The sequence below is a fragment of the Brevibacterium sp. XM4083 genome, from assembly GCF_006489205.2.
Taxonomy (GTDB): domain Bacteria; phylum Actinomycetota; class Actinomycetes; order Actinomycetales; family Brevibacteriaceae; genus Brevibacterium.
This window is the reverse complement of record NZ_VFYR02000002.1, coordinates 509229-535663: the sequence shown is the minus strand read 5'-3', so window position 1 is coordinate 535663 and position 26435 is coordinate 509229. Positions and strand designations below refer to the sequence as shown.

Genomic DNA, 26435 nt, shown 5'->3' with positions numbered 1-26435 from the left:
GCCGGGCGCAGCGGACCCACCGCTCGGGCCGGCGCAGGCGCGCGCTAGACTGAGCACACCACGCTCCTTTAACCACCGTCCCGAGAGGCGGAGAAGGGCAGATATGACTGAGCGAACAGTGCTCGATGCCGCAGACATGCGGCGGGCGATGACCCGCATCGCCCACGAGATCATCGAAGGCAACAAGGGCACCGACGATCTCGTCCTCCTCGGCATTCCCCGCCGCGGAGTCCCCCTGGCCACCCGCCTCGGCGAGCTCATCGCCGACATCTCCGACCGTCCGCAGGGCGCTCCGGGACTCGTCGGCAGCCTCGACATCACGATGTACCGCGATGACCTGCGCTCGAATGCCTACCGGGCACCGGCCCCCACCGACATCCCCGGGGAGGGCGTCGACGGGACCACCGTCGTCCTCGTCGACGACGTCCTCTTCTCGGGTCGGACGATCCGCGCCGCCCTCGACGCGCTCTCGGACCTCGGACGCCCCGCCAAGGTGCGCCTGGCCGTCCTCGTCGACCGCGGCCACCGGGACCTGCCGATCCGCGCCGACCACGTCGGCAAGAACCTCCCCACCTCGAGCAGCGAACGCGTCAACGTCTCGCTCGCCGAGATCGACGGAACCGACGCCGTGACGATCTCCGGAGGCCGCGAATGAAGCACCTCCTCGACACCGCGTCGCTGACCCGTGAGGACGCCGTCGCGATCCTCGACATCGCCGAGGAGATGGCGCAGGTCGGTGAGCGCGAGGTGAAGAAGCTGCCCGTGCTGCGCGGCCGCACCGTCGTCAACCTCTTCTTCGAGGACTCGACCCGCACCCGGCTCTCCTTCGAAGCCGCCGCGAAGCGCCTGTCCGCCGACGTCCTCAACTTCTCCGCGAAGGGCTCCTCGGTGTCGAAGGGCGAGAGCCTCCAGGACACCGTCCAGACGATCTCCGCGATGGGTGCCGACGCGATCGTCGTCCGCCACTCCGCCGCCGGCACCGCGCAGCGCCTCGCCGACACCGGCTGGATCGACGTCCCCGTCGTCAACGCCGGGGACGGCACCCACGAACACCCCACGCAGGCCCTGCTCGACGCCTTCACCCTGCGTCGGGCGCTGGGCGGCTTCCCCGCGTCGGGGGCGGTCAAGGACGGACCTCGCGGGAAGGGACTCGACGGCGCCACCGTGGCGATCGTCGGCGACATCCTCCACTCCCGGGTGGCCCGGTCGAACGTCCACCTGCTCGACCGCCTCGGCGCCGACGTCCACCTCATCGCCCCGCCCACGCTCCTGCCCTGGGGTGCGGAGACGTGGCCGGTGACGATCCACTACGACCTCGACGAGGCGATCGCCGGCCAGGACTTCGACGCGGTGATGATGCTGCGGGTCCAGCACGAGCGGATGCACGAGTCGTTCTTCCCCAACGCCCGCGAGTACGCGCGCCTGTGGGGACTGAGCGAGGCCCGCCTGCGGGCCCTGCCGGAGTCCGCCTTCATCATGCACCCCGGGCCGATGAACCGGGGCTTCGAGATCTCCGCGGCCGCCGCGGACTCACCCCGCGCCCTCGTCCTCGACCAGGTCGAGAACGGTGTGAGCGTGCGCATGGCGGTGCTCTACCGCCTGCTGACCGGTCAGGAGGAGACCATTGACTGACTACCTCATCACAGGTGCCGACGTGCTCGGCCGCGGACGCGCCGACATCGCGATCTCCGACGGCGCGTTCGTCGACCCCGACCTCCTCGGGCCCGACCCCGAGGTCATCGACGCCACCGGGCTCATCGCCCTGCCCGGCCTCGTCGACATGCACACCCACCTGCGCGAACCCGGCAAGGAGGACGCGGAGACGGTGCTCACCGGCTCCCGGTCCGCCGCCGCCGGCGGGTACACGTGCGTCCACGCGATGGCGAACACCGCCCCCGTGGCCGACACCGCCGGCGTCGTCGAACAGGTCCACCGGCTGGGCCGCAGCGCCGGCTTCACCGAGGTCGTGCCCATCGGCGCCGTGACCATCGGACTCGAGGGCAGGCAGCTCGCCGAACTCGGCGCGATGGCCCGCTCGGAGGCCCGCGTGCGGATCTTCTCCGACGACGGGATCTGCGTCTCCGATCCGCTGCTCATGCGCCGGGCCCTCGAATACGTCAAGACCTTCGACGGCGTCATCGCCCAGCACGCGCAGGAGCCCCGGCTCACCGAGGGCGCGCAGATGAACGAGGGCGTGGTCTCGGCCGAACTCGGCCTGCCCGGCTGGCCGGCGGTCGCCGAGGAGTCGATCATCGCCCGCGACGTGCTGCTCGCCGAACACGTCGGCTCCCGCCTCCACATCTGCCACGTCTCGACCGCTGGCAGCGTCGACATCGTCCGCTGGGCGAAGTCCCGCGGAGTCCAGGTCACCGCCGAGGTCACACCGCACCACCTCATGCTCACCGACGAACTCGTGCGCACCTTCGACCCCGTCTACAAGGTCAACCCGCCGCTGCGCACGCAGCGCGACGTCACCGCCCTGCGGGAGGCGCTGGCCGACGGCACGATCGACGTCATCGGCACCGACCACGCCCCGCACACCGCCGAACACAAGTGCAGCGAATGGTCGGCGGCGGCCATGGGCATGGTCGGCATGGAGACCGCCCTGCCCATCGTCGTCGAGGCGATGCGCGACTACGACTTCGACTTCGGCGACATCGCCCGGGTGATGTCCCAGGCCCCCGCCCGGATCACCGGCGCCACCGGCCACGGCAGCCTCGAGACGGGCGCGAGCGCGAACCTCGTGCTCATCGACCCGAACGCCCCGCACACGATCGTCCCGGCCGACCACGCGACGAAGGGCAGGAACAACCCCTTCGCCGGGCTCGAGGTCGCCACCGCGATCACCGACACGTTCTTCTACGGGCACCGCGTGCTCGCAGACGGCGAACTCACCACCCCCCATCCGGCAGGAGCGTCATGGACCGAACAGTGAGCGTCCTCATCATCGCAGGCATCCTCCTCCTCATCCTCCTCGCCCTGACCTGGGGCTGGTCGCGGCGCAAGAGCCGACAGACCGACGTCGCCGCCCCCGTCAAGCCCGGCCTCGGCATCACCCCGATCGCCGACCCCGTGGCCGGTTCGTACGTCTCGACGACGACGGCCGGCAACCCGCTCGACCGGGTCGCCGTCCACGGCCTCGGCATCCGCACCAGCGGCGAGCTCGTCGTCACCGACGCCGGGGTCATCATGGACCTCGCCGGGCGGGAGGACTTCATCATCCCGCGCTCCGACATCGTCTCCGTCGACACCACCTCGGGGATGATCGGGAAGTTCGTCGAACGCGGCGGCATCGTCCGCATCACCTGGAGGCTCGGGGAGACCCTCGTCGACACGGGCTTCCGCGCCCGGTACTCCGCCGACACCGCCCCCACCGTCAACCGCATCAGAGAGATGATCGTAGAGGCATCATGAGACTGTCCACCACTCCCGCCGTCCTCGTGCTCGAAGACGGCCGCACGTTCACCGGATCCGCCTACGGCGCGATCGGCCAGACCGTCGGCGAAGCCGTGTTCGTCACCGCGATGTCCGGCTACCAGGAGACGCTGACCGATCCGTCGTACCACCGGCAGATCATCATCCAGACCGCACCCCACATCGGCAACACCGGCGTCAACGCCGCCGACGACGAGTCCCGCCGCTTCTGGGCCGCCGGCTACGTCGTGCGCGACGCCTCCCGCGTCTCGTCGAACTGGCGCAGCGAGGGCGACCTCGACGAGCGGCTGAAGTCCGAGGGCATCGTCGGCATCAGCGACGTCGACACCCGGGCGCTCACCCTGCACCTGCGGGACAAGGGAGCGATGCGGATGGGGATCTTCTCCGGTCCCGCCGCCGAGCTCGACCCGACTGTCATGCTCGATACTGTGCTCGAGACCCCGCGGATGGCCGGGGCCCGGCTCGCCGAGGAGGTCAGCGTCTCCGCAGCCGAGTTCGTGCCCGCCGTCGGTGAGGCGAAGTTCAGCGTCGCCGCCGTCGACCTCGGAATCAAGGCGATGACCCCGCAGCGACTGGCCGAGCGCGGCATCGACGTCCACGTCCTGCCCGCCTCGGTGACCTTCGCCGAGATCGAGGCCCTCGGCGTCGACGGGGTGTTCTTCTCCAACGGACCCGGCGACCCTGCGACCGCCGACGACCAGGTCGCACTGCTGCGGCAGGTGCTCACCGCCCGGATCCCGTTCTTCGGCATCTGCTTCGGCAACCAGCTGCTCGGCCGGGCCCTGGGCTTCGGCACGTTCAAGCTGCCCTTCGGCCACCGCGGCATCAACGTCCCCGTCATCGACCGGACGACCGAGAAGGTCGAGATCACCGCCCAGAACCACGGCTTCGCCGTCGACGCCCCGCTCGAGGGGGAGACCACGGCCCCGGCGGACCCGGCCTTCGGCCGCGTCGCCGTCTCCCACGTGTGCCTCAACGACGACGTCGTCGAGGGACTCCAGTGCCTCGACATCCCCGCGTTCTCCGTCCAATTCCACCCCGAGGCAGCGGCCGGGCCCCACGATTCGAGCTACCTGTTCGATCGGTTCGTCGACCTCATGTCCGCCCGCGCCTAAGGAGACCCCATGCCACTGAGAAGCGATATCGAATCCGTCCTCGTCATCGGCTCCGGTCCCATCGTCATCGGACAGGCCTGCGAGTTCGACTACTCCGGCACCCAGGCGTGCCGCGTGCTCCGGTCCGAGGGCCTGCGCGTCATCCTCATCAACTCGAACCCCGCGACGATCATGACCGACCCCGACGTCGCCGACGCCACCTACGTCGAACCGATCGACCCCGACATCATCGAGTCGATCATCGCCAAGGAGCGCCCCGACGCCCTCCTTCCGACCCTCGGCGGGCAGACCGCGCTCAACGCCGCGATCGCCCTCCACGACGCCGGCACGCTCGAGAAGTACGGCGTCGAGCTCATCGGCGCCGACGTCGACGCGATCCAGCGCGGTGAGGACCGCCAGAAGTTCAAGGACATCGTCGAGGAATGCGGCGCCGAGGTGGCCCGCTCCGTCATCTGCCACACCCTCGACGAGGCGCTGGCCGGGGCCGCGGAGCTCGGCTACCCGCTCGTCGTCCGTCCCTCCTTCACGATGGGCGGCCTCGGGTCGGGCATGGCCTACGACGAGACCGACCTGCGCCGCATCGCCGGCGCCGGGCTCTCGGACTCGCTGACGACCGAGGTCCTCCTCGAGGAGTCGATCCTCGGCTGGAAGGAGTACGAGCTCGAGCTCATGCGCGACCACAAGGACAACGTCGTCGTCGTGTGCTCGATCGAGAACGTCGACCCCGTCGGCGTCCACACCGGCGACTCGATCACCGTCGCCCCGTCGCTGACGCTCACCGACCGCGAATACCAGACGATGCGCGACATCGGCATCGACATCATCCGCGCCGTCGGCGTCGACACCGGCGGCTGCAACATCCAGTTCGCCGTCGACCCGACCACCGGCCGCATCGTCGTCATCGAGATGAACCCGCGGGTCTCCCGGTCCTCGGCGCTGGCGTCGAAGGCCACGGGCTTCCCGATCGCGAAGATGGCGGCCAAGCTCGCCGTCGGCTACTCCCTCGACGAGATCCCCAACGACATCACGAAGGTCACCCCGGCGAGCTTCGAGCCGACCCTCGACTACGTCGTCGTCAAGATCCCGCGCTTCACCTTCGAGAAGTTCCCCGCCGCCGACCCGACCCTGACGACGACGATGAAATCCGTCGGCGAGGTCATGGCGCTGGGCCGCAACTTCACGACCGCCCTGCAGAAGGCGATGCGCTCGATGGAGCAGAAGGACTCCTCGTTCGACTGGTCGGACCTGCCCGACATCAGCGACGACGAGGTGCGCGAGGCCCTCCTCGAGCGGATCGCCCACCCCACCGCCGATCGCATCCACTCCGTCCAGCGCGGGCTCGCCGCGGGCCTGACCAATGCGGAGGTCCACGAGGCCTGCGGGATCGACCCGTGGTTCCTCGACCAGATCGAGCTCATCAACGAGGTCGCGCAGTTCATCGCCGACGCCGACGAGCTCGACGCCGAAGTGCTCAGGGTCGCGAAGAACCACGGGTTCTCCGACGAGCAGATCGCCGGCCTGCGCAGCCTCACCACCGAGGTCGTCACCGGCATCCGCCACGCCCTGCGCATCCGCCCCGTCTTCAAGACCGTCGACACGTGCGCGGGAGAGTTCGAAGCCCACACCCCGTACCACTACTCGAGCTACGACGCCGAGACCGAGGTCGCCCCGCGGGAGCGTCCCGCCGTCCTCATCCTCGGGTCGGGCCCGAACCGGATCGGTCAGGGCATCGAATTCGACTACTCGTGCGTCCACGCGACGATGGCGATCGGGGAGGCAGGCTTCGAGACCGTCATGGTCAACTGCAACCCCGAGACCGTCTCGACCGACTACGACMCCGCCGACCGCCTCTACTTCGAACCGCTGACATTCGAAGACGTCATGGAGGTCTACCACGCGGAACTCGCCGCCGGCCCCGTCGCCGGCGTCGTGTGCACCCTCGGCGGGCAGACTCCGCTCGGACTCGCCGACCAGCTCAAGGCGGCGGGCGTGCCGGTGCTCGGCACCCAGCCCGAGGCGATCGACCTCGCCGAGGACCGCGGCGAGTTCGGCGCCGTCCTCGACCGGGCGGGGCTGACCGCGCCCAAGCACGGCACCGCCGTCACCGCCGCCCAGGCCGCCGCGATCGCCGCGGAGATCGGCTACCCCGTGCTCGTGCGCCCCTCCTACGTCCTCGGCGGCCGCGGCATGCAGATCGTCTACGACCGCACGCAGCTGCTCGACTACATGGCCACCGCCACGGAGGTCTCCGTCGACCGGCCCGTCCTCGTCGACCGGTTCCTCGAGGACGCCATTGAGATCGACGTCGACGCCCTCTACGACGGTGAGGACATCTTCATCGGCGGCATCATGGAGCACATCGAGGAGGCCGGCATCCACTCCGGCGACTCCGCGTGCGTGCTGCCCTCGCTCACCCTCGGCGAGGATGTCCTCGACCGCGTCCGGCAGGCCACCCGGGCGATCGCCGAAGGCGTGAGCGTCCGCGGCCTGCTCAACATCCAGTTCGCCATCACCGCCGACGTCCTCTACGTCATCGAAGCCAACCCGCGCGCCTCGCGCACCGTGCCGTTCGTCTCGAAGGCGACGTCGACGCAGCTGGCGAAGGCCGCCGCGCTCATCGCCGTGGGCCGGACCATCGCCGACCTGCGCGGCGATCTCCTGCCGGAGACCGGCGACGGCTCGACCCTGCCGCTCGAGCACCCGATCGCCGTCAAGGAGGCCGTGCTGCCGTTCCGTCGGTTCCGGACCGTCGAGGGCAAGGTCGTCGATTCGATCCTCGGCCCCGAGATGCGCTCGACCGGCGAGGTCATGGGCATCGACCACGATTTCCCGACCGCGTTCGCCAAGGGCCAGCTCGGCGCCTCGATCAAACTGCCCACCTCGGGCACGGTCTTCGTCTCCGTCGCCGACCGCGACAAGCGGGCCATGGTGCTGCCGGTCAAGGAGCTCGTCGACCTCGGCTTCGACGTCGTCGCGACGACGGGCACGGCCGCCGTGCTCTCCCGCTACGGCATCGCGACCTCGCAGGTCCACAAGCACTTCGAGGCCGACGCCGAGGACCGCACGGTCCTCGACTACCTCGCCGCTGGGACGATCGACATGGTCATCAACGTGCCCTCGGGCCGCCAGGAGCGCGCCGACGGCTACGAGATCCGTGCCGCGGCGACCGCGAACTCGGTGCCGCTCATCACGACGATCGCCGAGTTCGCCGCCGCCGTGACCTCGCTCCACGTCGTCCGCGACAAGACCTTCGGCGTGCGCAGCCTCCAGGACTGGAGCGCGTGATGTTCTCCACCCGGCTCACCGCGGCGATGGCCGCGCACGGTCCCGTGTGCGTGGGCATCGACCCCCACGACCATCTCCTGGAGGCGTGGGGGCTGCCGCGCAGCGCCGCCGGCGTCCGGGAGTTCGGGCTGCGCACCGTTGAGGCGCTCGCGGGGACGGTCGCCGCGGTCAAACCGCAGGCCGCGTTCTTCGAGCGCTTCGGCTCCGCCGGTGTCGCCGCCCTCGAGGACACCGTCGCGGCGTGCCGGGAGCAGGGGCTGCTGACGATCCTCGACGTCAAGCGCGGGGACATCGGCTCGACGATGGCCGGCTACGCCGAGGCCCATCTGCTGCCCGACTCACCCCTGTCCGCCGACGCCATCACGGTCTCGCCCTACCTCGGCGTCGGTGCCCTGGCCGCCGCGTTCGACCTCGCCGCCGCCCACGATCGGGGCCTCTTCGTCCTCGCGCTCACCTCGAACCCGGAGGGCGCGGACATCCAGCACGCCCGCACCGGTTCAGGCGTCCCCGACTTCGGCGACTCCGTCGCGGGGTCCGTGGCCGCCGCCGTCGCCGCCCGCAACGCGGAGCTCACCGGGGGAGCGGGTGAGCTCGGCCCCTTCGGCCTCGTCGTCGGGGCGACGATCGGGTCGGCCGCGCGGGACCTCGGCTTCGATCCGAGCGCCTGCGGGGGACCGCTCCTCACCCCCGGCGTCGGGGCGCAGGGGGCCGGCCGGGACGAACTCCTCGACGTCTTCGGGGCAGCGGCGCTCGCGCGCCACCAGGTCGTCGTCGCCGTCTCCCGCGCCGTGCTCGCCGCCGGACCGACCGGTCTCGCCGAGGCGGCCCGCAGCCTCAACGCGTCGCTCACGGCACCCGCCTGACGGCGCCCGCCGGAATCCGCCCGGAGGCTGATCGGCTCCGCACGCGCCCCTGCCCTGCCGCACGGCTGGGCCGGGGCGCGGATTTTCTTCCCTGCGCTGTGTCGGTTGTCATGGTTTGTGTTTTAGACTGAAGCAACTTCCCTACCTGCCCGTTCATGGTGACAGAGGAGATAATGTGGCACTCGAACCATTGACCCCGCAACAGCGTTCGGCCGCTCTTGACAAAGCGTTCAAGGCTCGACAGGTGCGCGCCGAGGTGAAGTCGGCCCTCAAGAGCGGCGAGACCGATCTTGCGGCAGTGCTCAAGAAGGCAGGGAAGGACGAAGCACTCGCGAAGATGCGCGTGCTCGACCTCCTCCGGTCGCTGCCCGGAGTGGGCGATCGCCGGGCCGAAGCGGCGATGGAAGAGGTCGGGATCGCCTCATCGCGGCGCATCAAGGGCCTCGGCGTGCACCAGAAGAACGCCCTGTTGGAGAAATACTCCTGAGTGTGACACTTTAGATCTGTGAACACTCGACTCACCGTTCTCGCGGGACCCACCGCGGTCGGAAAAGGCACCATCAGCTCCTATATCAGACAGCACCACCCCGAGATCTGGTTCTCGGTGTCGGCGACGACGCGGCCGCGACGCCCCGGTGAGATCGACGGTGTTCATTATCACTTCGTCTCCGACGACGAGTTCGACGGACTCATCTCCCGCGACGAGATGCTCGAGTACGCCGTCGTCCACGGCCGACACCGCTACGGCACCCCGTCGGGTCCCGTGCGGCAGCACCTCGCCGACGGCATCCCCTCCCTGCTCGAGATCGACCTGCAGGGGGCGCGCCAGGTCAAGGCGAAGATGCCCGACGCCCTCTTCGTCTTCCTCGCCCCGCCGACCTGGGACGAACTCGTCTGCCGGCTCACCGGGCGCGGCACCGAAAGCGCCGAGGAGCAGGCCAGGCGGCTGACCACCGCGCGGGCCGAACTCGCCGCGGAATCCGAGTTCGACGTCACCATCGTCAACGACAGTGTTCGCACTGCGGCAGAAGAACTCATACAATTGATGGGTATATCCACACTCGATTAGATGGGACACCCCTTGCCTGCTCAGCCCGAAGGCATCACCAATCCGCCGATCGACGAACTCCTCACCGTCACCGGCTCGAAGTACGAACTCGTGTCCGTCGCCGCTCAGCGTGCGCGCCAGATCAACTCCTACTACGCACAGCTGCAGGAGGGTCTGCTCGAGAACGTCGGACCGCTCGTCACCCCGGAACCCCACGAGAAGCCCCTGTCGATCGCCCTGCGCGAGATCAACGAGGGCAAGATCGTCTCCCGTGAGATCAGCGAAGCCGACTTCGCGACGCCGACCGTCGAGGAGACCACCGAGGCGCCCGTGAGCACCGACGGCGCGATCGACTTCAGCGACCAGTGAGAATCGTCCTCGGAGTCGCCGGTGGGATCGCCGCCTACAAATCGGCGCACGTCATCCGGCGCCTCCGGGAGCTCGGGCACACCGTCACGGTCGTGCCCACCGCTGACGCCCTGAAGTTCGTCGGCGCCCCGACCTTCGAAGCGCTGTCGGGACAGCCGGTGACCACCGACGTCTTCGACGAGGTCGACAAGGTCAACCATGTGCGCATCGGCCATGAGGCAGAGCTCCTCATCGTCGCCCCGGCCACGGCGAACACGATCGCGAAGATCGCCGCCGGCCTCGCCGACGACCTGCTCACCGCCTCGGTGCTCACGACGACGGCGCCGATCGTCGTCGCGCCTGCGATGCACACGGAGATGTGGCACAACCCTGCGACGGTCGCGAACATCGCGACGCTGCGCGAGCGCGGGGTGCACGTCCTCGACCCCGCTGTCGGCCGCCTCACCGGACCCGATTCCGGGCCCGGACGCCTGCCCGAACCCGAGGAGATCGTCGCCTTCGCCCTCGCCGCCGCCGAAGGAGGCACGACTGAGACCGGCACTGCCGGGTCCGGCACGGACCGCACCGATTCCGCGGGCTCCCTGAGCGGCAAGCGCGTCGTCGTCAGCGCCGGGGGCACCCGGGAGGCGCTCGACCCCGTCCGATTCCTCGGCAACCGCTCCTCGGGCAAGCAGGGCATCGCCCTGGCCCGCGCCGCGTTCGCCGCCGGCGCCCGGGTCGAACTCGTCGCCGCCCACGTCGACTCCGGACTGCTGGCCGACCTGCCCGCCGGCATCACCGTGACCCCGATCGAGTCGACGCTTGACCTCCAGGCCGCGATGGCCACAGCCGCCGAGCACGCGGACATCATCATCATGGCCGCCGCCGTCGCCGACTTCCGGCCGGCCCGGCTCGCCGATGCGAAGCTCAAGAAGTCCGGGGACGAGGGGATGAGCATCGAACTCGTCCAGAACCCCGACGTCCTCGCCGGGCTCGTCGCCGACCGCCGGCCCGGCCAGTTCATCGTCGGCTTCGCCGCCGAGACCGGCGACGCCGCCCACTCCGCACACGAGTACGCGGAGGCGAAGTTCCGCCGCAAGGGTGCCGACCTCCTCGTCTTCAACGACGTCTCCGCCGACCGCGCCTTCGGCCACGATGTCACCGAGGTCGTCATCCTCGCCGCCGGGGACGGCGCTTCCGACGTCGTCGACGCGGCGACGCTGGCGGGCACGAAGGACGATGTTGCGCAAAAGGTCGTTGCCGAAATCGCCCGCCGCATCACCCCAGTAGAATCGACGCCGTGAGTACATCCGAACTGCGCTACTTCTCCTCCGAATCCGTCACCGAAGGCCACCCCGACAAGATCTGCGATCAGATCAGCGACGCCGTGCTCGACGACCTCCTCTCCAAGGATCCGAACGCGAAGGTCGCCGTCGAGACGATGGTGACGACCGGACTCGTCCACGTCGCCGGTGAGGTCAACACCGACGCGTACGCCGATGTCGCCGGCATCGTCCGCAGCCTCATCACCGGGATCGGCTACGACTCCTCAGACACCGGCTTCGACGGTCATTCGTGCGGTGTGTCGGTCTCGATCGGCAGCCAGTCCCTCGACATCCACTCCGGGGTGACGAACCCGCTCGACTTCCGCGAGGCGCTCGAGACCGACCACGGCTCGTCGCTGGGCGCCGGCGACCAGGGGCTGATGTTCGGCTACGCCGACAATGCGACCGATGTCCTCATGCCCCTGCCCATCCACCTCGCCTCCCGGATGGCCGAGAAGCTCAGCGCCGTCCGCAAGTCCGGGGAGCTGTCCTACCTCCGCCCCGACGGCAAGACCCAGCTGACGATCGGCTACGACGGGGACACCGCGGTCTCGCTCGAGAACATCGTCGTCTCCACCCAGCATGCCGCCGACGTCTCCCAGGACCAGCTCCAGGCCGACATCAAGGAATTCGTCGTCGGCCCCATCGCCGAGGCCTCGGGACTCGACCGCGGCAATGAGAAGATCCACATCAACCCCGCCGGACCCTTCGTCACCGGCGGCCCGATGGGCGATGCGGGACTGACGGGACGCAAGATCATCGTCGACACCTACGGCGGCTTCTCCCGCCACGGCGGCGGCGCGTTCTCCGGCAAGGACCCCTCGAAGGTCGACCGCTCGGCCGCCTACGCGATGCGCTGGGTGGCGAAGAACATCGTCGCCGCGGGACTGGCCGACCGCGCCGAGGTCCAGGTCTCCTACGCGATCGGCAGGGTCGACCCGATGGGCCTCTACGTCGAGACCTTCGGCACCGAGAAGGTCGATCCCGCAGCGATCACCAAGGCCATCCGCGAGGTCTTCGACCTGCGCCCGGCGATGATCATCCGCGAACTCGACCTGCTCCGCCCGATCTACTCGCAGACCTCGACCTACGGTCACTTCGGTCGTGAGCTGCCCGACTTCACGTGGGAGAGGACCGACCGCGCCGACGACCTGCTGCGCGCCGTGTCCGCGCACTGAGAGTGGACGAGCCCCTTCCCATCGCGACCGGCACCACCGCTGTGGGGCAGGTGCCGCTCGCCCCGGACGCGCCCGTCGCCCGCGTCCTCGTCGACCATCCGGTCCCGCATCTCGCGCGCGCCTTCGACTACGCCGTCCCGGAGAAGCTCGCCGAGGCGGCGCAGCCGGGGGTGCGGGTGCGCGTGAAGTTCGCCGGCCGGCTCCGTGACGGGTTCATCCTCGAACGCGCGGACGAGAGCGACCACATCGGTCCGCTCGCCGTCATCGAACGGATCACGAGCCCGCTGCCCGTGCTCACCCCATCCTTCCTCGAACTCTGCGAGGCCGTCGCCACCCGTTACGCGGGCACCCTGCCCGATGTGCTCCGGCTTGCGATCCCACCGCGCCACGCCCGCGCGGAGAAGGCCGTGCTCCACGCGATCGAGGAGCGGCAGACGGCGCAGACCGCCGGGAAGTCCGCGGGAGGCGGGCCCGGCCGGGACGGGCGCAGCCGAGACGAGCCCGGAGCGGACGAGGACGCCCCCGAGGAGACCCCGGTCGTCGACGCGCTCGGCGAGTGGGTCATCGAGGCCGGCACCGAGGTGACCGACGGCGATCCCGGTGCCGCCGGGTCCGACCGTGCGCGCCTCGCGCTCACCTTCACTCCCGGCACCACCCCCGGCCTCGGGTGGATCACCGCAGGACTGCGTGCCGCGCAGGCCGCTCTGGCCCGGGGGGCCGCTGTGCTCTGGCTCGTCCCCGACCACCGGGAGATCGCGGTGCTCTCGGCAGCGCTCGACGCCGAGATCGCCCGCGGTGGAGAGATCACCGAGTACACCGCCCTCCACGCCGACCAGTCACCGGAGCAGCGGTGGGCGGCGTGGCTGCGCGGCCTCCTCGGCGACACCCGGCTGATCATCGGCACCCGCGCCGCCGCCTTCGCCCCGCTTACTGACCTCGGCGTCATCATCTGCCTCGACGACGCCAACCAGAACTACCTCGACCAGCACGCCCCCTACCCGCACGCGCGGGAGGTCAGCCTGCTCCGGTCGAACCTCGAGGAGACCGGCCTGCTCTTCGCCTCGACCGACCGCAGCGCCGAGGTCGAGCGACTCGTCGAGATCGGGTGGCTGCGCGACATCAGCCCCGCCGCCGCGGCCCGCCGCAGCTCCTCACCGCTCGTCATCGTCCCCGACGAGGAGCGCGACCCCTTCGCGTGGCAGCGGATCCCCACCCGGGCGTGGGACATCATGCGCTCGGCGCTGAAGCCCCGGGACGGGAGCACACCCGGTCCTGTCCTCGTTCAGGTCCCCCGCGGCGGCTACTACCCGGTGTTCGCGTGCGCACGGTGCCAGGAGACGGCCCGCTGCCCGGTGTGCGAATCTCCGCTGTCGACCCAGTCCGAGGTCGGCCCCTTCGCCTGCCGGACGTGCGGCTACCACTCGGAGACCTTCACGTGCGCGCGCTGCCACTCCCACCAGGTGCGCTCGATCGTGCGCGGACGCACCCGCACCGTCGAGGAGCTGACGAAGGCGCTGCCGGGCATCGAGATCGTCGAATCCGGGGGCGACGACATCCCCGTCGCCCTCGACTTCGCCCCCCGCGTCGTCGTCGCGACGACCGGGGCCGAACCCTACGCGATCGGCGGCTACGCCGCAGGGATCCTCCTCGACACCCTGTGGCCGGGCCCGTGGATGCGAGCGAGCGACGAAGGGGTGCGGCGGCGGATGCGGGCGGCCTCCCTCGTCCGGTCGCGCACCGACGGGGGAGTCGTCTACCTCGGTGATGCCGATGAGACGATCCGCGGGGCGCTGACGACCTTCGACCCCGCCGTGACGATGACGCGATCGCTGGCCGACCGCCGCGAACTCGGGTTCCCGCCGTACCGCCGAATCGTCGAACTCACCGGTCCCGGCACCGAGATCGACGCCGTGCTCGCCGCGGTCCCGGAGCTCACCGAACTCATCCGCGACGACGACGAGGACGGCCAGCGCGTCGTCGCCGCCTTCCCGATCGCCGCCGGCCCCCACATCGGCACGCGCCTGGCCGAGACGACGGCGGCGCGGTCGGCGAAGAAGCTGCCGCAGGTGCGGGTGCGCATCGACGATCCCCGGTCGCTCTGAGCCGGGTCCCCACGACGTACAATCACTTTCTGTGGATATCGTCTTCGCCGGCACCCCGGAGGTCGCCGTTCCCGCGCTCGAGGCGCTCGTCGCCTCCGCCCACACGGTCCGCGCGGTGCTCACCCGTCCCGACGCCCCGGTCGGCCGCAAGCGCGTCCTCACCCCCTCACCCGTCAAGGCCCGGGCGCTCGAACTCGGACTGCCCGTCATCGAAGCCGACCGTCTGCGCGGGGACGTCATCGGGCAGCTGCGGGAGATCGGGGCCGATGCCGTCGCCGTCGTCGCCTACGGCGCCATCGCCGGACCGGCGGCGCTGTCGACGGCGCGACTCGGCTGGTTCAACCTCCACTTCTCGCTCCTGCCCGCCCACCGCGGGGCCGCCCCCGTCCAGCGCGCGCTCATCGCGGGGGAGACGACGAGCGGGGTGAGCGTCTTCCGCATCGACACCGGCATGGACACCGGTGATGTCGTGCGCACCCGCACCCTGCCGCTCGATCAGCCCGACGCCGCCGCAGCACTGGCCGCCTACGCCGAGGTCGGGGCCGGCGAACTCGTCGCCGCGTTCGACGATCTCGCCGCCGGCACCGCGGTCTTCACCTCGCAGGACGCGCTCATCGCCACAGGCTCCCAGCCGAGCCATGCCGAGAAGATCACCGCCGCCGACGCCCACCTCGACCTCACCCGTCCCGCTGCCGAGGTCATCGCCCGCTCCCGCGGGGTCAGCCCCGCCCCGGGACCGTGGGTGACGGTCGACGGGAAGCGGACGAAGCTCTTCGGCCTCGCCCCGGTGGGGGGCGATGCCGCCGGGACCCAGGCCCCGACCGCCTCGGCGGATATCGGCCTGCTCACCGCCCGCGACGGAGCCGCCGTGCTCGGGGTCGGGGACGGCTGGCTGCAGGTGAGTGAGATCCAGCCCTTCGGCAAACCCCGCATGAGCGCCGCCGACTACCTGCGCGGACACGGTGACGTCCGCATCGACGCCGTCGCCGCCGACTACCTGCGCGGACACGGTGACGTCCGCATCGACGCCGTCGCCGCCGACGCACCGGCCGACGCCGCCGTACCGACCGACGCCGACGCATCGACCGATGCCGGCCGCGCCACGACGAGCAAGGAGGCCTGAGATGGCCGCGAAGCCCAACCTGCCCCGCCGGCTCGCGTGGGAGGTGCTCACCGACGTCGACACGAAGGACGCGTACGCGAACCTCCTGCTGCCGGCGAAGATCGCGCGCACGCACTTGAGCCCCCCGGACGCCGCGTTCGCCACCGAACTCACGTACGGCACCCTGCGCGGACAGGAGTTCTACGACGCCGTCATCGCGCACGCCGCCGGGCGGCCGGTGACGCAGATCGACCCCGAGCCGCTCGCGGCGATGCGGATGGGCGCCCACCAGATCCTCGCGATGCGCGTGCCCGACCACGCCGCGCTGTCCGAGACCGTCGGTGTCGTCAAATACGCGGCCCCGAAGACCGCGGGCTTCGTCAACGCAGTGCTGCGGCGTGTCTCCGAAGCCGACCGGCAGACCTGGCTCGACCGGATCGGGCAGGGGCGCTCGGAGACCGCCCGGCAGGCGATCGCCAGCTCCCACCCCGAATGGATCGTCCGCGCGCTCACCCAGGCGCTCAAGGGCCACGGCCGCGACGCCGGCGAACTCGACGCGCTGCTCACCGCCGACAACACCCCGGCCCAGGTCGCTGTCACCGCCCTGCCGGGACTGCTCGACCGCAGCGACCTGCCCGGCACCCCGACTCCGCTCTCCCCGCTCGGCGTCCACCTCGAGACGGCCGTACCCAAGGACATCCCCGCCGTCGCCGACGGTCTCGCCCGGGTCCAGGACGAAGGCTCGGCCCTCGTTGCCCTGGCACTCGCCGAGGCGGCCGCCCCGGACGGGACGTGGGCCGACCTCTGCGCGGGCCCCGGCGGGAAGGCCGCCGTCCTCGCCGCCCGTGCCCGCACCGCGGGGGAGACCCTCGACGCCTTCGACTCGAGCCCGCACCGGGCGTCCCTCGTCGAGACCTCGACCCAGGCCCTTGAGAACGTCACCGTCGGCGTCGCCGACGCCCGGGACGCCGAGGGCCCGTACGCGAAGATCCTCGTCGATGTCCCCTGCACCGGCCTCGGAGCGCTGCGGCGCCGGCCGGAGGCCCGCTACCGGCGCAGCCCCGACGACGTCAACGCCCTGGCCGCGCTCCAACGGGAGATCCTCACCGCCGCCCTCGACGCGGCGGCACCCGGCGGCGTCGTCGCGTACTCGACGTGCTCACCCCACTATGCGGAGACCGTCCTCGTCGTCGACGACGTCCTCCGCCGGCGGCGGAAGGAGACCGGCGACGACGTCGAGATCCTCGACACCCCGGCCGTGCTCGCCGCCGTCACCGGCGCCGAGGCCGACTCCTTCGCCTCGGTCAGCCGCGGCGACGGCCGCTTCGCGCAGCTGTGGCCCCACGTCCACGACACCGACGGAATGTTCCTGGCCCTGCTGAAGAAGGCGAACTGATATGGCGATCGAGATCAACCCGAGCATCCTCTCCTCCGACTTCTCCGACCTCCGCGGGGAGCTTGCGAAGATCGCGACGGCGGACATGGCCCACATCGACGTCATGGACAACCACTTCGTGCCCAATCTCACCTTCGGGCCTCCCGTCGTCGAGCGGATCCAGGCGATCAGCCCGATCCCGCTCGACGCGCACCTCATGATCGCCGATGCCGACCGCAACGCGCCCGTGTATGCCGAGCTCGGGTGCGCCTCGGTGACCTTCCACGCCGAGGCGGCCGCGGCTCCCGTGCGGCTGGCCAGGGAGCTGCGCCGGCTGGGGGCGAAGGCGAGCCTCGCGCTCAAGCCCGCGACCCCGATCGAGCCCTACATCGACCTCCTGCCCGAATTCGACCAGATCCTCATCATGACCGTCGAACCCGGCTTCGGCGGGCAGAAGTTCCTCGACGTGTGCCTGCCGAAGATCGCCCGCACCCGGGAGGCGATCTCCGCCTCCGGACTCGAGATCAGGCTGCAGGTCGACGGCGGAGTCTCCGCCGCGACGGTCGAGCGCGTCGTCGACGCCGGCGCCGACGTCCTCGTCGCCGGATCCGCCGTCTACAGCGCCGAGGATGCGGGCGCCGCGATCGCCGAGCTCCGCAGCCTCGCCGCCGCCCACACCCACTGACCGACCTGCGATCCGAGGCACATCATGGAATTCCTCACCTGGCTCAACACCCCGGCCTTCGAGCTTCTCGGCAAACCCGTGCCGTACTCGGATCTCTTCGGCAACATCTGCGCGCTGGCCACCGTCGTCCTCGCCCTTAGGCGCAACATCCTCTCCTGGCCGGTGCAGATCCTCGGATCGATCCTCCTCTTCTCCGCGTCGCTCTCGGCCGGCCTCGGCGGCAACGCCTCCCGCCAGGTCGTCATCATCGTCGCCGCCGTGTGGGGATGGACGCAGTGGCGGAAGTCGCGGGAAGCGAAGGGGGAGGTCGTCGTCCGGTGGGCGACGTGGAAGGAGCGGATCGGGCTCATCGCCGCCCTCGTCATCGGCACCGCCGTCTTCGGGTACATCCTCTCCGTCGGCGGCTGGTCGTGGAACCCCTACCCGGACGCCTACATCTTCATCGGCTCCCTCGTGGCGATGTACGCCCAGGGACGGGCGATCGTCGAGTTCTGGTTCGTCTGGCTCGCCGTCGACCTCGTCGGCATCCCGCTGGCCGTGGCCGGGGGACTCGTCTTCTCCGGCGCCGTCTACCTCATCTTCCTCGTCATGGTCGTCATCGGCTTCCTCGACTGGTCGAAGCGCTCGAAGCAGACGATCTCCGCCCCGCACACCGGTGCGACCGACATCACCCGCGGCCCCGATGCCGCGTCCGGGACCTGAGACCCCGGTCAGGGCACGCAGCGGCGATGGTCTACCCTGGATCACGTGAAGACCTTCGACTCTCTCTACGCTGAACTCCTCGCCAAGTCCCTCGACCGGCCCGCCGGATCGAAGACCGTCGCCGAACTCGACGCGGGAGTCCATGCGATCGGGAAGAAGATCGTCGAGGAGGCCGCCGAGGTGTGGATGGCCGCGGAGTACGAGACGCAGGACGACCTCGCCGCGGAGATCTCCCAGCTGCTCTACCATCTCCAGGTGCTCATGATCGCCAAGGACTTAAGCCTCGACGACGTCAACGCCCACCTGTGACCTTCCTCTCCTCCTCGCAAAGGACGCCATGCTGCGTGTAGCCGTGCCCAACAAGGGCATCCTGTCCGAAGCCGCCACCGACATGCTCAGCGAAGCCGGGTACTCGACCCGGCGCGGATCGAAGACCCTCGTCCACCGCGACGAGACGAACGGGGTCGAGTTCTTCTACCTGCGCCCCCGCGACATCGCCGTCTACGTCGGCTCCGGAATCCTCGATGCCGGGATCACCGGCCGCGACCTCCTCCTCGAATCCCAGGCGACGGCCCAAGAGGTCATCGGCCTCGGCTTCGGGAACTCCCGCTTCTTCTACGCCGGGGAGCGCGGCCGCTACTCCAGCGTCGCCGAGCTCGCCGGCAAGCGGATCGCCACGAGCTTCCCGCACCTCGTTCAGACCGACCTCGACGCCAGGGGCATCACGGCTGAGACGGTCCAGCTCGACGGCGCCATCGAGGTCTCGATCCAGCTCGGCGTCGCCGATGCCGTCGCCGACGTCGTCGAGACCGGCAGCACCCTGCGGGCGGCGGGCCTCGAGACCTTCGGGGAGCCGATGCTCGAGTCCGAGGCAGTCCTCGTCCAGCGCGACGGCGCCGACGCCTCGATCGAGGTGCTCAAGCGCCGCCTCGAATCCGTCATGGTCGCCCGCCAGTACGTGCTCGTCGACTACAACATCGAAGAGCGCCTCGTGCCCGAGGCGATCAGTCTGACCCCGGGGCTCGAATCGCCGACGGTCTCCCCGCTGCAGGAGACCGGCTGGGTGGCCGTGCGGGTCATGGTCGAGGCGAAGTCCGTGAACAACGTCATGGACCGCCTCTACGCGGTCGGTGCGCGTGCGATCCTGGTGACGACCATTGGCGCCTGCCGCATCTGAGTTCGCCGTCTTCCGGCCCCGGCGGGTCCGCGCGCTCGGCTTCGTCGGCGCGGGCGTCGTCTTCGTCGGCTTCGCGGTGCTCTCCGTCGCCCTCCTCGTCGTCGACTGGCGGCCGTGGACGTGGTTCGACGTCGTGTGGATGAACCTCCTCGGCGTCCTCTTCTCCGCAGCGCTCCTGCGGGTCGGCAGCATCGAGGCCCGTCCCGACGAGGCGGGGCTGACGGTGCGCAACATCGTGCGCACACGCCGCTTCGGCTGGGGCCAGATCCTCGGGGTGACGTTCTCGACGTACGGCGACGACCCGTGGGCGATCCTCGACCTCGCCGACGGCTCGACGTGCGCGGTCATGGCCATCCAGCACGCCGACGGCCCCCGCGCGTACGACGAGGTCGCCCGACTGCGTAAGCTCGTGACCACATGGACCACATATGAGGAGGACTAGGCATGTTCGACGACGCACCGGCCACAGGTGAGGGGCCGCTGAGCGGCTACACCGTCATCGACCTCTCCCGCGCGCTCGCGGGACCGCACGCGGGAATGATGTTCGGCGACCTCGGCGCCCGGGTCATCAAGGTCGAGAACCCCGGCCGCGGCGATGACTCCCGCTCGTGGGGGCCGCCCTTCGTCGGTCCCGCCGACGACCCGCAGGCGACGTACTTCCTCTCGGCGAACCGGAACAAGGAGTCGATCGCCCTCGACCTCAAATCCGAGACCGGCAAGGACACGCTGCGGGCGCTCATCGCCCGTGCTGACGTCCTCATCGAGAACTTCCGCACCGGGGTCCTCGACCGCCTCGGGTTCTCCCCGGCCACGTGCCTGGAGATCAACCCGCGCCTCGTCATCCTCTCGATCACCGGCTTCGGCCACGACGGGCCGGAGGCCGCCCGGGCCGGCTACGACCAGATCGCCCAGGGCGAAGCCGGGCTGATGTCCCTGACCGGGTCCGGGCCGGAGGACATGCAGCGGGTGGGCGTGCCGATCGCCGACCTCCTCGCCGGCATCTACGGCTCCTACGGGGTTCTCGCCGCCCTGCTGGAGCGCGAGCGCACCGGACGCGGGAAGATCGTGCGCACCTCGCTCATCGCCGGCATGGTCGGCGTCCACGCGTTCCAGGGAACCCGGGCCACCGTGGCCGGGGAGAACCCGCAGCCCGGCGGCAACCACCACCCGTCGCTGTCCCCGTACGGCCTCTTCGCCTCCCAGGACGGGGCCGTGCAGATCTCCGTGGGCAACGAGAGCCTCTGGCAGAAGTTCGCCGCGGCCTTCGACATCGACCCGGCCACCCCGGGAATGGCCGACAACGCCGAGCGCGTGGCCAACCGTCCGGCCGTCATCGCCCTCATCGAATCCCGCTTCGCCGACTTCACGTCCGCGCAGCTGCTCGAGAAGCTCAGCGCCGCGGGCATCCCCGCCGGCACGGTGCGCACCCTCGCCGAGGTCTACGACTGGGAGCAGGCGCTGAGCCAGGGACTCAAGGTCTCCGTCGACCACCCGGTGCTCGGCGACATCGACCTGCCCGGACCCCCGCTGCGATTCTTCGACACGGGAGCCGACGGCGAGGTCGAGACGACGAAGACGTCCCACGACGCCCCGCCGCTGCTCGATGAGGACGCCGAGGCGATCGCGGCCTGGCTGACCGGTGAGCCGGCGACCGCCTCGGCGACTGCGGACGAGGAGTGAGACGATGGCGAGGCTGAATGCGCACGAACTCGTCGACATCGTCGTCGATGAGGGGTCGTTCGTCTCCTGGGACGAGGCCCCCATCACCCCTGCCGGCGGCATCTCCGAGGCCTACGCGGCCGAACTCGCCGCGGCCCGCGAGAAGTCCGGGGTCGACGAGGCGATCATCACCGGGGAAGGCACGATCGGCGGCCGGCGGGTCGCCGTCGTCGCCGGAGAGTTCCGGTTCCTCGCCGGATCGATCGGCGTCGCCGCCGCCCAGCGGCTCGTCGACGCGATCGAGAGGGCCACGCTCGAGGGCCTGCCGCTGCTCGCCGGTCCCGCCTCCGGGGGCACCCGGATGCAGGAAGGCACCGTCGCGTTCCTCTCGATGGTCAAGATCACGAACGCCGTCGTCGCCCACCGCCGGGCCGGTCTGCCCTACCTCGTCTACCTCCGCCACCCCACGACCGGCGGCGTGTTCGCCTCGTGGGGCTCGATGGGCCATGTCACCGTCGCCGAACCCGGATCCCTCATCGGCTTCCTCGGCCCCCGCGTCTTCGAAGCCCTCTACGGCGAGGCGTTCCCCGAGGGTGTGCAGACCGGGGAGAACCTCCACAAGCACGGGATCATCGACGCCGTCATCGGTCCCGAGCGGATCCAGACGACGGTCTCCCGGGTCCTCGACGTCCTCATGGGCGCCAAGGAGGTGCCCCCGCGCGTGCCCGACCCGGACACCCGCCCGGAGACGACCGACCCCGAATCCGATGCGTGGGCGGCGATCACCCGGTCCCGCCGTCCCGAACGTCCCGGGGTGCGCGATCTCCTGCGCACCGCGGCGAACACGGTGCTCCCGCTCAACGGCACCGGTGAGGGCGAGAAGGATCCCGGGTTGCTGCTCGCGCTCGCGAAGTTCGGCTCCGCCCCGTGCATCGTCCTCGGCCAGGACCGCTTCCGGCAGGACTCGCGGGCACCGCTCGGTCCGGCAGCGCTGCGGGAGGCCCGCCGCGGCATGCGGCTGGCCAGGGAGCTCGACCTGCCGCTCGTCACCGTCATCGACACCCCCGGCGCCGCCCTGTCCCAATCCGCCGAGGAGGGCGGGATGGCCGGAGAGATCGCGCGCTCGCTCGCCGAACTCGCCAACCTCGACGCGCCCACCGTCTCCCTCATCCTCGGGGAGGGCTCGGGCGGCGGGGCGCTTGCGCTCATCCCCGCCGACCGGGTGCTCAGCGCCGAGAACGGGTGGCTCTCCCCGCTGCCGCCCGAGGGCGCTTCGGCGATCGTCCACCGGACGACCGACTTCGCCCCGCAGATGGCGCAGAGCCAGGGCGTCCACGCTCCCCAGCTGCTCGCCACAGGAGTCGTCGACCGGATCATCGCCGAACATCCCGATGCCAGCGACGAACCCCTCGACTTCGTCGCCCGGGTCGGACAGACCCTCGAATTCGAGCTCATCGAGCTCATGCGGGCCCAGTCGCAGCGCCGTCTGGCCCGCCGCATGGAGCGCTACCGCGCGCTCGGGATCTAGCGAAGAGAGAAGAGAACCATGGTTGCCGTGAGAGTCATCCCGTGCCTCGACGTCGATGAGGGACGCGTCGTCAAAGGCGTGCGCTTCGCCGACCTCCGGGACGCCGGAGACCCGGTCGAACTCGCACGCGTCTACGGCGAGTCCGGGGCCGACGAGCTGACGTTCCTCGACGTCACCGCGAGCAGCGGCAACCGGGAGACCGTCCACGACGTCGTCCGGGCCAGTGCCGAACAGGTGTTCATCCCGCTCACCGTCGGCGGGGGAGTGCGCAGCGTCGACGACGTCGACCGCCTCCTGCGCGACGGCGCCGACAAGATCTCCGTCAACACCTCAGCGGTGGTCGACCCGCAGCTCATCAGCGACATCTCCCGGCACTTCGGCAACCAGGTGCTCGTCCTCTCCCTCGACGCCCGGCGCACCCGGGACACGACGACCCCGTCGGGCTTCGAGGTCACCGTCCGCGGCGGGCGCGAGGGCACGGGCCGCTGCGCGATCGACTGGATCCGCGAGGCCGCCGACCGGGGGGTGGGGGAGATCCTGCTCAACTCGATCGACGCCGACGGCACCCGTGAGGGCTTCGACCTCGAACTCATCGCCGCCGCCCGCGAGGCCGTGGGCGTCCCGCTCATCGCCTCCGGCGGCGCCGGGAAGGTCGAGCACTTCGCCCCCGCCGTGCGGGCCGGGGCCGATGCCCTGCTCGCCGCGAGCGTGTTCCACTTCGGGACGCTCACCATCGCCGAGGTCAAGGACGCACTGCGCGCAGAAGGGTTCGATGTCCGATGAGTCAGCAGCAGATCGACGCGACGCCGGAGAACTGGCGCGAGATCATCAGCTTCGGGCCCGGCGGCCTCATCCCCGTCGTCGTCCAGGAGGCGACGACGCGCGATGTCCTCATGCTCGCGTGGATGGACCGCACCGCCGTCGAGCGGACGCTGACCGAACGCCGTGCCGTCTACTGGTCGCGGTCCCGGCAGGAGCACTGGGTCAAGGGGGAGACGTCGGGCAACACCCAGGCGCTGCGCTCGCTCGCCCTCGACTGCGACGCCGACGCCCTCCTCATGACCGTCGACCAGACCGGTCCGGCCTGCCACACGCTGACCGCAACCTGCTTCACCGGAAGGACGATCAGTGACGACGCGCACGACTGAGCCGCTGACCATCCGCCCGAGCCTCACCGAGTTCCGCGCCGCCGGCGCCGACCACCGGCTCGTGCCCGTCCACACCGAGGTCCTCGCCGACACCGACACGCCTCTGAGCCTCTACCGGAAGCTCACCGACGGCGGTCCCGGGTCGTTCCTCTTCGAATCCGCCGAGGCCGGGGCCTGGGCGCGCTATTCGTTCATCGGCTCCGCCCCCGTGGCGACGCTGATCACCACTCCCGAGGGCTTCACCTGGACCGGCACTCCGCCGGTCGGGGTGCCCGAGACCGGCAGCGTCCTCGACGCGGTCTCGGCGACCCTCGAGCTGCTGAAGATCGACACGAGCGATCTCCCGCCGATGGTCTCGAGCCTCGTCGGGTACTTCGGGTGGGACATCATCCGGGAGTTCGAGAAGCTCGGGCCCGCCAATCCCGACGAGCACCGCCTGCCGACCGTGCAGCTGATGATCCCCGGCGACATCGCCGTCTACGACCACTACTCGGGCACGCTCACCCTCGTCGCCAACGTCGTCAACGTCAACGGGGCCGACACCGGCATCGACGAGGCCTACGCCTCCGGGGTGGCGCGGATCGAGGCGATGCTCGCCCGGCTGTCCCGTCCCGCCCTCGCCGAGGCGGTCGTCCCCGGCCCCGCGACACCGCAGGTGCGCACCCGCACACCCCGGGAGGAATACCTCGCCGGTGTCGCGCGCGCGAAGCAGGACATCGTCGACGGGGAGATCTTCCAGGTCGTCCTCGGCCAGCGCTTCGACACCGACTGCGACGCCGACCCGCTCATGGTCTACCGCATGCTCCGGCACTCCAATCCCTCGCCGTTCATGTACCTGCTGGGCCTCCACGACGCCGACGGGCAGCCGGTGAGCATCATCGGCTCCTCGCCCGAGGCTCTCGTCACGGTCCGCTCCGGCACCGTCGTCACCCACCCCATCGCCGGGTCGCGTCCCCGCGGCGCGACCCCGGAGGACGACGACCGGCTCGCCCGGGAGCTGCTCCGCGATGAGAAGGAGCGCGCCGAACACCTCATGCTCGTCGACCTCGCCCGCAACGACCTCGCGAAGGTCTGCACCGCGGGCACGGTCGACGTCAGCACCTTCATGGACATCGAGCGCTTCAGCCACATCATGCACATCTCCTCGACCGTGCGTGGCGAGGTCGCCGAGGGCCACGACGGCATCGACGTGCTGCGGGCGACGTTTCCCGCCGGCACCCTCTCCGGGGCGCCGAAGCCGCGGGCCCTGAAGATCATCGACGAGCTCGAAGTCGTCGGGCGCGGACTCTACGGGGGAGTCGTCGGCTACCTCTCGTTCACCGGTGACCTCGATCTCGCGATCGCCATCCGCACCGGGGTGCTCGCGCGGGGAGTGATGAGCGTCTTCGCCGGCGGCGGGATCGTCGCCGACTCCGAACCGGAGACGGAGTATCGTGAGTCGGAGACCAAGGCGGCCGCGGTGCTCGCGGCCGCCGCAGCCGCCGGTCGGGTCCAGCGCCTGACGGAAGGAGCACGATGACGAAATCCCGCGGAGTCCTCCTCGTCCTCGTCGTCGCCGCCGGCATGTGGGCGATCACCCTGGCCACATGGCAGGCGGGCGCGAGCAGCGAGACTCTCGGTCCCGCGGGGGTCGCGATGCCCGGTCAGGCCGAGACGACGCAGGCCTCGCCCGTGGCCACCGCATGCGTGGCGATCATCGCCGTGTGCGGGCTGCTCTCGGCGATGTTCGGGCGCATCGGCCGGTTCGTCATCTTCGGTCTCGCGGAGCTCGCGGCACTCGGCTACGGGGTGAGCGCGATCACCGCGATCGGTGCCCCCGGGGCGACCTCATGGCCGATCGTCGCGCTGCTCGCCGCCGTCGTCGGCGTCGTCGTCATCGGCTGGGTCGCCTACGCCTCCCGGGCCTGGACGGGGTCGAACCGGTACGCCCGCAGCGCCGAGGGCGCCGGCGGCGAGTTCGACTCGGCCGCGACGTGGGATGCGCTCTCCCGTGGGGACGAGGTGGAGACCGGACGCGAGGGGACCGGCGCCGAGGCGGCGGACGCGGAATCCGCGGACGAGCAGGACGCGGAGTCAGTGGACGCGCAGACCGCGGAGGCGGAGGCGGCGGATGCGCAGGCCGCGGAGACGGCGGAGGATGAGTCCCCGCGCAGCGACGAGGGCCCGACGAGCCGCCGCTGAGGTTGCGTGTGGCGTCTGCCACGTCTCGCCGCTCGCGCCGAGGCGAACTCACCACCTCGGACATGACGATCCTGCCCCGACCCTGGCCCGCCGGTCGCGTCGATGCGAACTCACCACCTCGGACATGACGATCCTGCCCCGACCCTGGCCCGCCGGTCGCGTCGATGCGAACTCACCCC

General features: G+C 70.7%; 26 protein-coding genes. All 26 read left to right on the top strand.

Annotation, left to right across the window (positions count from 1 at the left end):
• Positions 1 to 103: 103 nt before the first annotated feature.
• Positions 104 to 655, top strand: a complete 552-nt coding sequence (gene pyrR / locus FJ887_RS08245) for a bifunctional pyr operon transcriptional regulator/uracil phosphoribosyltransferase PyrR (protein ID WP_140954960.1) — start codon at positions 104 to 106, stop codon at positions 653 to 655.
• Positions 652 to 1632 (top strand): aspartate carbamoyltransferase catalytic subunit, encoded by a 981-nt coding sequence (locus tag FJ887_RS08240; RefSeq protein ID WP_140954961.1) that lies wholly within the window; start codon positions 652 to 654, stop codon positions 1630 to 1632. Before pyrR ends, FJ887_RS08240 begins: the two co-directional genes overlap by 4 nt.
• Positions 1625 to 2935, top strand: coding sequence for a dihydroorotase (locus FJ887_RS08235; RefSeq protein WP_140954962.1), 1311 nt, complete (start codon positions 1625 to 1627; stop codon positions 2933 to 2935). The genes FJ887_RS08240 and FJ887_RS08235 overlap by 8 nt, the downstream gene beginning before the upstream one ends.
• The gene (locus FJ887_RS08230) at positions 2920 to 3414 is read left to right on the top strand and encodes a PH-like domain-containing protein (RefSeq protein ID WP_140954963.1); all 495 of its coding nucleotides are present in this window, start codon (positions 2920 to 2922) and stop codon (positions 3412 to 3414) included. The genes FJ887_RS08235 and FJ887_RS08230 overlap by 16 nt, the downstream gene beginning before the upstream one ends.
• A complete protein-coding gene (carA, locus tag FJ887_RS08225) occupies positions 3411 to 4550 on the top strand; it encodes a glutamine-hydrolyzing carbamoyl-phosphate synthase small subunit (protein ID WP_140954964.1) in 1140 nt (379 codons plus the stop codon). The genes FJ887_RS08230 and carA overlap by 4 nt, the downstream gene beginning before the upstream one ends.
• A 9-nt stretch (positions 4551 to 4559) precedes the next feature.
• On the top strand, positions 4560 to 7835 hold the full coding sequence (gene carB / locus FJ887_RS08220; RefSeq protein WP_250786202.1) for a carbamoyl-phosphate synthase large subunit: 3276 nt from the start codon (positions 4560 to 4562) through the stop codon (positions 7833 to 7835).
• Positions 7835 to 8698, top strand: a complete 864-nt coding sequence (gene pyrF, locus FJ887_RS08215; RefSeq protein WP_137823966.1) for an orotidine-5'-phosphate decarboxylase — start codon at positions 7835 to 7837, stop codon at positions 8696 to 8698. Before carB ends, pyrF begins: the two co-directional genes overlap by 1 nt.
• A 175-nt stretch (positions 8699 to 8873) precedes the next feature.
• Positions 8874 to 9185, top strand: a complete 312-nt coding sequence (gene mihF, locus FJ887_RS08210) for an integration host factor, actinobacterial type (RefSeq protein WP_137823967.1) — start codon at positions 8874 to 8876, stop codon at positions 9183 to 9185.
• Between the two features lie 18 nt (positions 9186 to 9203).
• Positions 9204 to 9767, top strand: a complete 564-nt coding sequence (gmk, locus tag FJ887_RS08205) for a guanylate kinase (RefSeq protein WP_137823968.1) — start codon at positions 9204 to 9206, stop codon at positions 9765 to 9767.
• Positions 9768 to 10115, top strand: coding sequence for a DNA-directed RNA polymerase subunit omega (gene rpoZ, locus FJ887_RS08200; RefSeq protein WP_137823969.1), 348 nt, complete (start codon positions 9768 to 9770; stop codon positions 10113 to 10115).
• Positions 10112 to 11398, top strand: a complete 1287-nt coding sequence (coaBC, locus tag FJ887_RS08195; RefSeq protein WP_137823970.1) for a bifunctional phosphopantothenoylcysteine decarboxylase/phosphopantothenate--cysteine ligase CoaBC — start codon at positions 10112 to 10114, stop codon at positions 11396 to 11398. The genes rpoZ and coaBC overlap by 4 nt, the downstream gene beginning before the upstream one ends.
• Positions 11395 to 12597 (top strand): methionine adenosyltransferase, encoded by a 1203-nt coding sequence (gene metK / locus FJ887_RS08190; RefSeq protein WP_137823971.1) that lies wholly within the window; start codon positions 11395 to 11397, stop codon positions 12595 to 12597. The genes coaBC and metK overlap by 4 nt, the downstream gene beginning before the upstream one ends.
• A 2-nt stretch (positions 12598 to 12599) precedes the next feature.
• Positions 12600 to 14699 (top strand): primosomal protein N' family DNA-binding protein, encoded by a 2100-nt coding sequence (locus FJ887_RS08185; RefSeq protein ID WP_137823972.1) that lies wholly within the window; start codon positions 12600 to 12602, stop codon positions 14697 to 14699.
• A 31-nt stretch (positions 14700 to 14730) separates the two neighbouring features.
• Complete coding sequence (locus FJ887_RS08180; protein ID WP_212743265.1) at positions 14731 to 15822, top strand: methionyl-tRNA formyltransferase; 1092 nt, start codon at positions 14731 to 14733, stop codon at positions 15820 to 15822.
• Position 15823: 1 nt separating this feature from the next.
• A complete protein-coding gene (locus FJ887_RS08175; protein WP_137823973.1) occupies positions 15824 to 17197 on the top strand; it encodes an RsmB/NOP family class I SAM-dependent RNA methyltransferase in 1374 nt (457 codons plus the stop codon).
• A gap of 1 nt (position 17198) precedes the next feature.
• Positions 17199 to 17861 (top strand): ribulose-phosphate 3-epimerase, encoded by a 663-nt coding sequence (rpe, locus tag FJ887_RS08170; RefSeq protein ID WP_137823974.1) that lies wholly within the window; start codon positions 17199 to 17201, stop codon positions 17859 to 17861.
• 24 nt (positions 17862 to 17885) lie between these two features.
• Positions 17886 to 18563, top strand: coding sequence for a nicotinamide mononucleotide transporter family protein (locus FJ887_RS08165; RefSeq protein ID WP_137823975.1), 678 nt, complete (start codon positions 17886 to 17888; stop codon positions 18561 to 18563).
• 45 nt (positions 18564 to 18608) lie between these two features.
• Positions 18609 to 18872 (top strand): phosphoribosyl-ATP diphosphatase, encoded by a 264-nt coding sequence (locus FJ887_RS08160; RefSeq protein ID WP_137823976.1) that lies wholly within the window; start codon positions 18609 to 18611, stop codon positions 18870 to 18872.
• A 28-nt stretch (positions 18873 to 18900) separates the two neighbouring features.
• The gene (hisG, locus tag FJ887_RS08155) at positions 18901 to 19740 is read left to right on the top strand and encodes an ATP phosphoribosyltransferase (protein WP_137823977.1); all 840 of its coding nucleotides are present in this window, start codon (positions 18901 to 18903) and stop codon (positions 19738 to 19740) included.
• On the top strand, positions 19721 to 20182 hold the full coding sequence (locus FJ887_RS08150; RefSeq protein WP_137823978.1) for a PH domain-containing protein: 462 nt from the start codon (positions 19721 to 19723) through the stop codon (positions 20180 to 20182). The genes hisG and FJ887_RS08150 overlap by 20 nt, the downstream gene beginning before the upstream one ends.
• Before the next feature lie 2 nt (positions 20183 to 20184).
• Positions 20185 to 21420, top strand: coding sequence for a CaiB/BaiF CoA transferase family protein (locus FJ887_RS08145; protein WP_137823979.1), 1236 nt, complete (start codon positions 20185 to 20187; stop codon positions 21418 to 21420).
• Positions 21421 to 21424: 4 nt separating this feature from the next.
• Positions 21425 to 22927, top strand: a complete 1503-nt coding sequence (locus FJ887_RS08140) for a carboxyl transferase domain-containing protein (protein ID WP_137823980.1) — start codon at positions 21425 to 21427, stop codon at positions 22925 to 22927.
• A gap of 18 nt (positions 22928 to 22945) precedes the next feature.
• Positions 22946 to 23710 (top strand): imidazole glycerol phosphate synthase subunit HisF, encoded by a 765-nt coding sequence (gene hisF / locus FJ887_RS08135; RefSeq protein WP_137823981.1) that lies wholly within the window; start codon positions 22946 to 22948, stop codon positions 23708 to 23710.
• Positions 23707 to 24075, top strand: coding sequence for a phosphoribosyl-AMP cyclohydrolase (gene hisI / locus FJ887_RS08130; protein ID WP_137823982.1), 369 nt, complete (start codon positions 23707 to 23709; stop codon positions 24073 to 24075). Before hisF ends, hisI begins: the two co-directional genes overlap by 4 nt.
• Positions 24056 to 25594 carry an anthranilate synthase component I gene (gene trpE, locus FJ887_RS08125; protein WP_137823983.1) on the top strand — a complete coding sequence of 513 codons (1539 nt, stop codon included), beginning with the start codon at positions 24056 to 24058 and terminating at the stop codon, positions 25592 to 25594. The genes hisI and trpE overlap by 20 nt, the downstream gene beginning before the upstream one ends.
• A complete protein-coding gene (locus FJ887_RS08120; RefSeq protein ID WP_181365627.1) occupies positions 25591 to 26256 on the top strand; it encodes a Trp biosynthesis-associated membrane protein in 666 nt (221 codons plus the stop codon). The genes trpE and FJ887_RS08120 overlap by 4 nt, the downstream gene beginning before the upstream one ends.
• Positions 26257 to 26435: the final 179 nt, after the last annotated feature.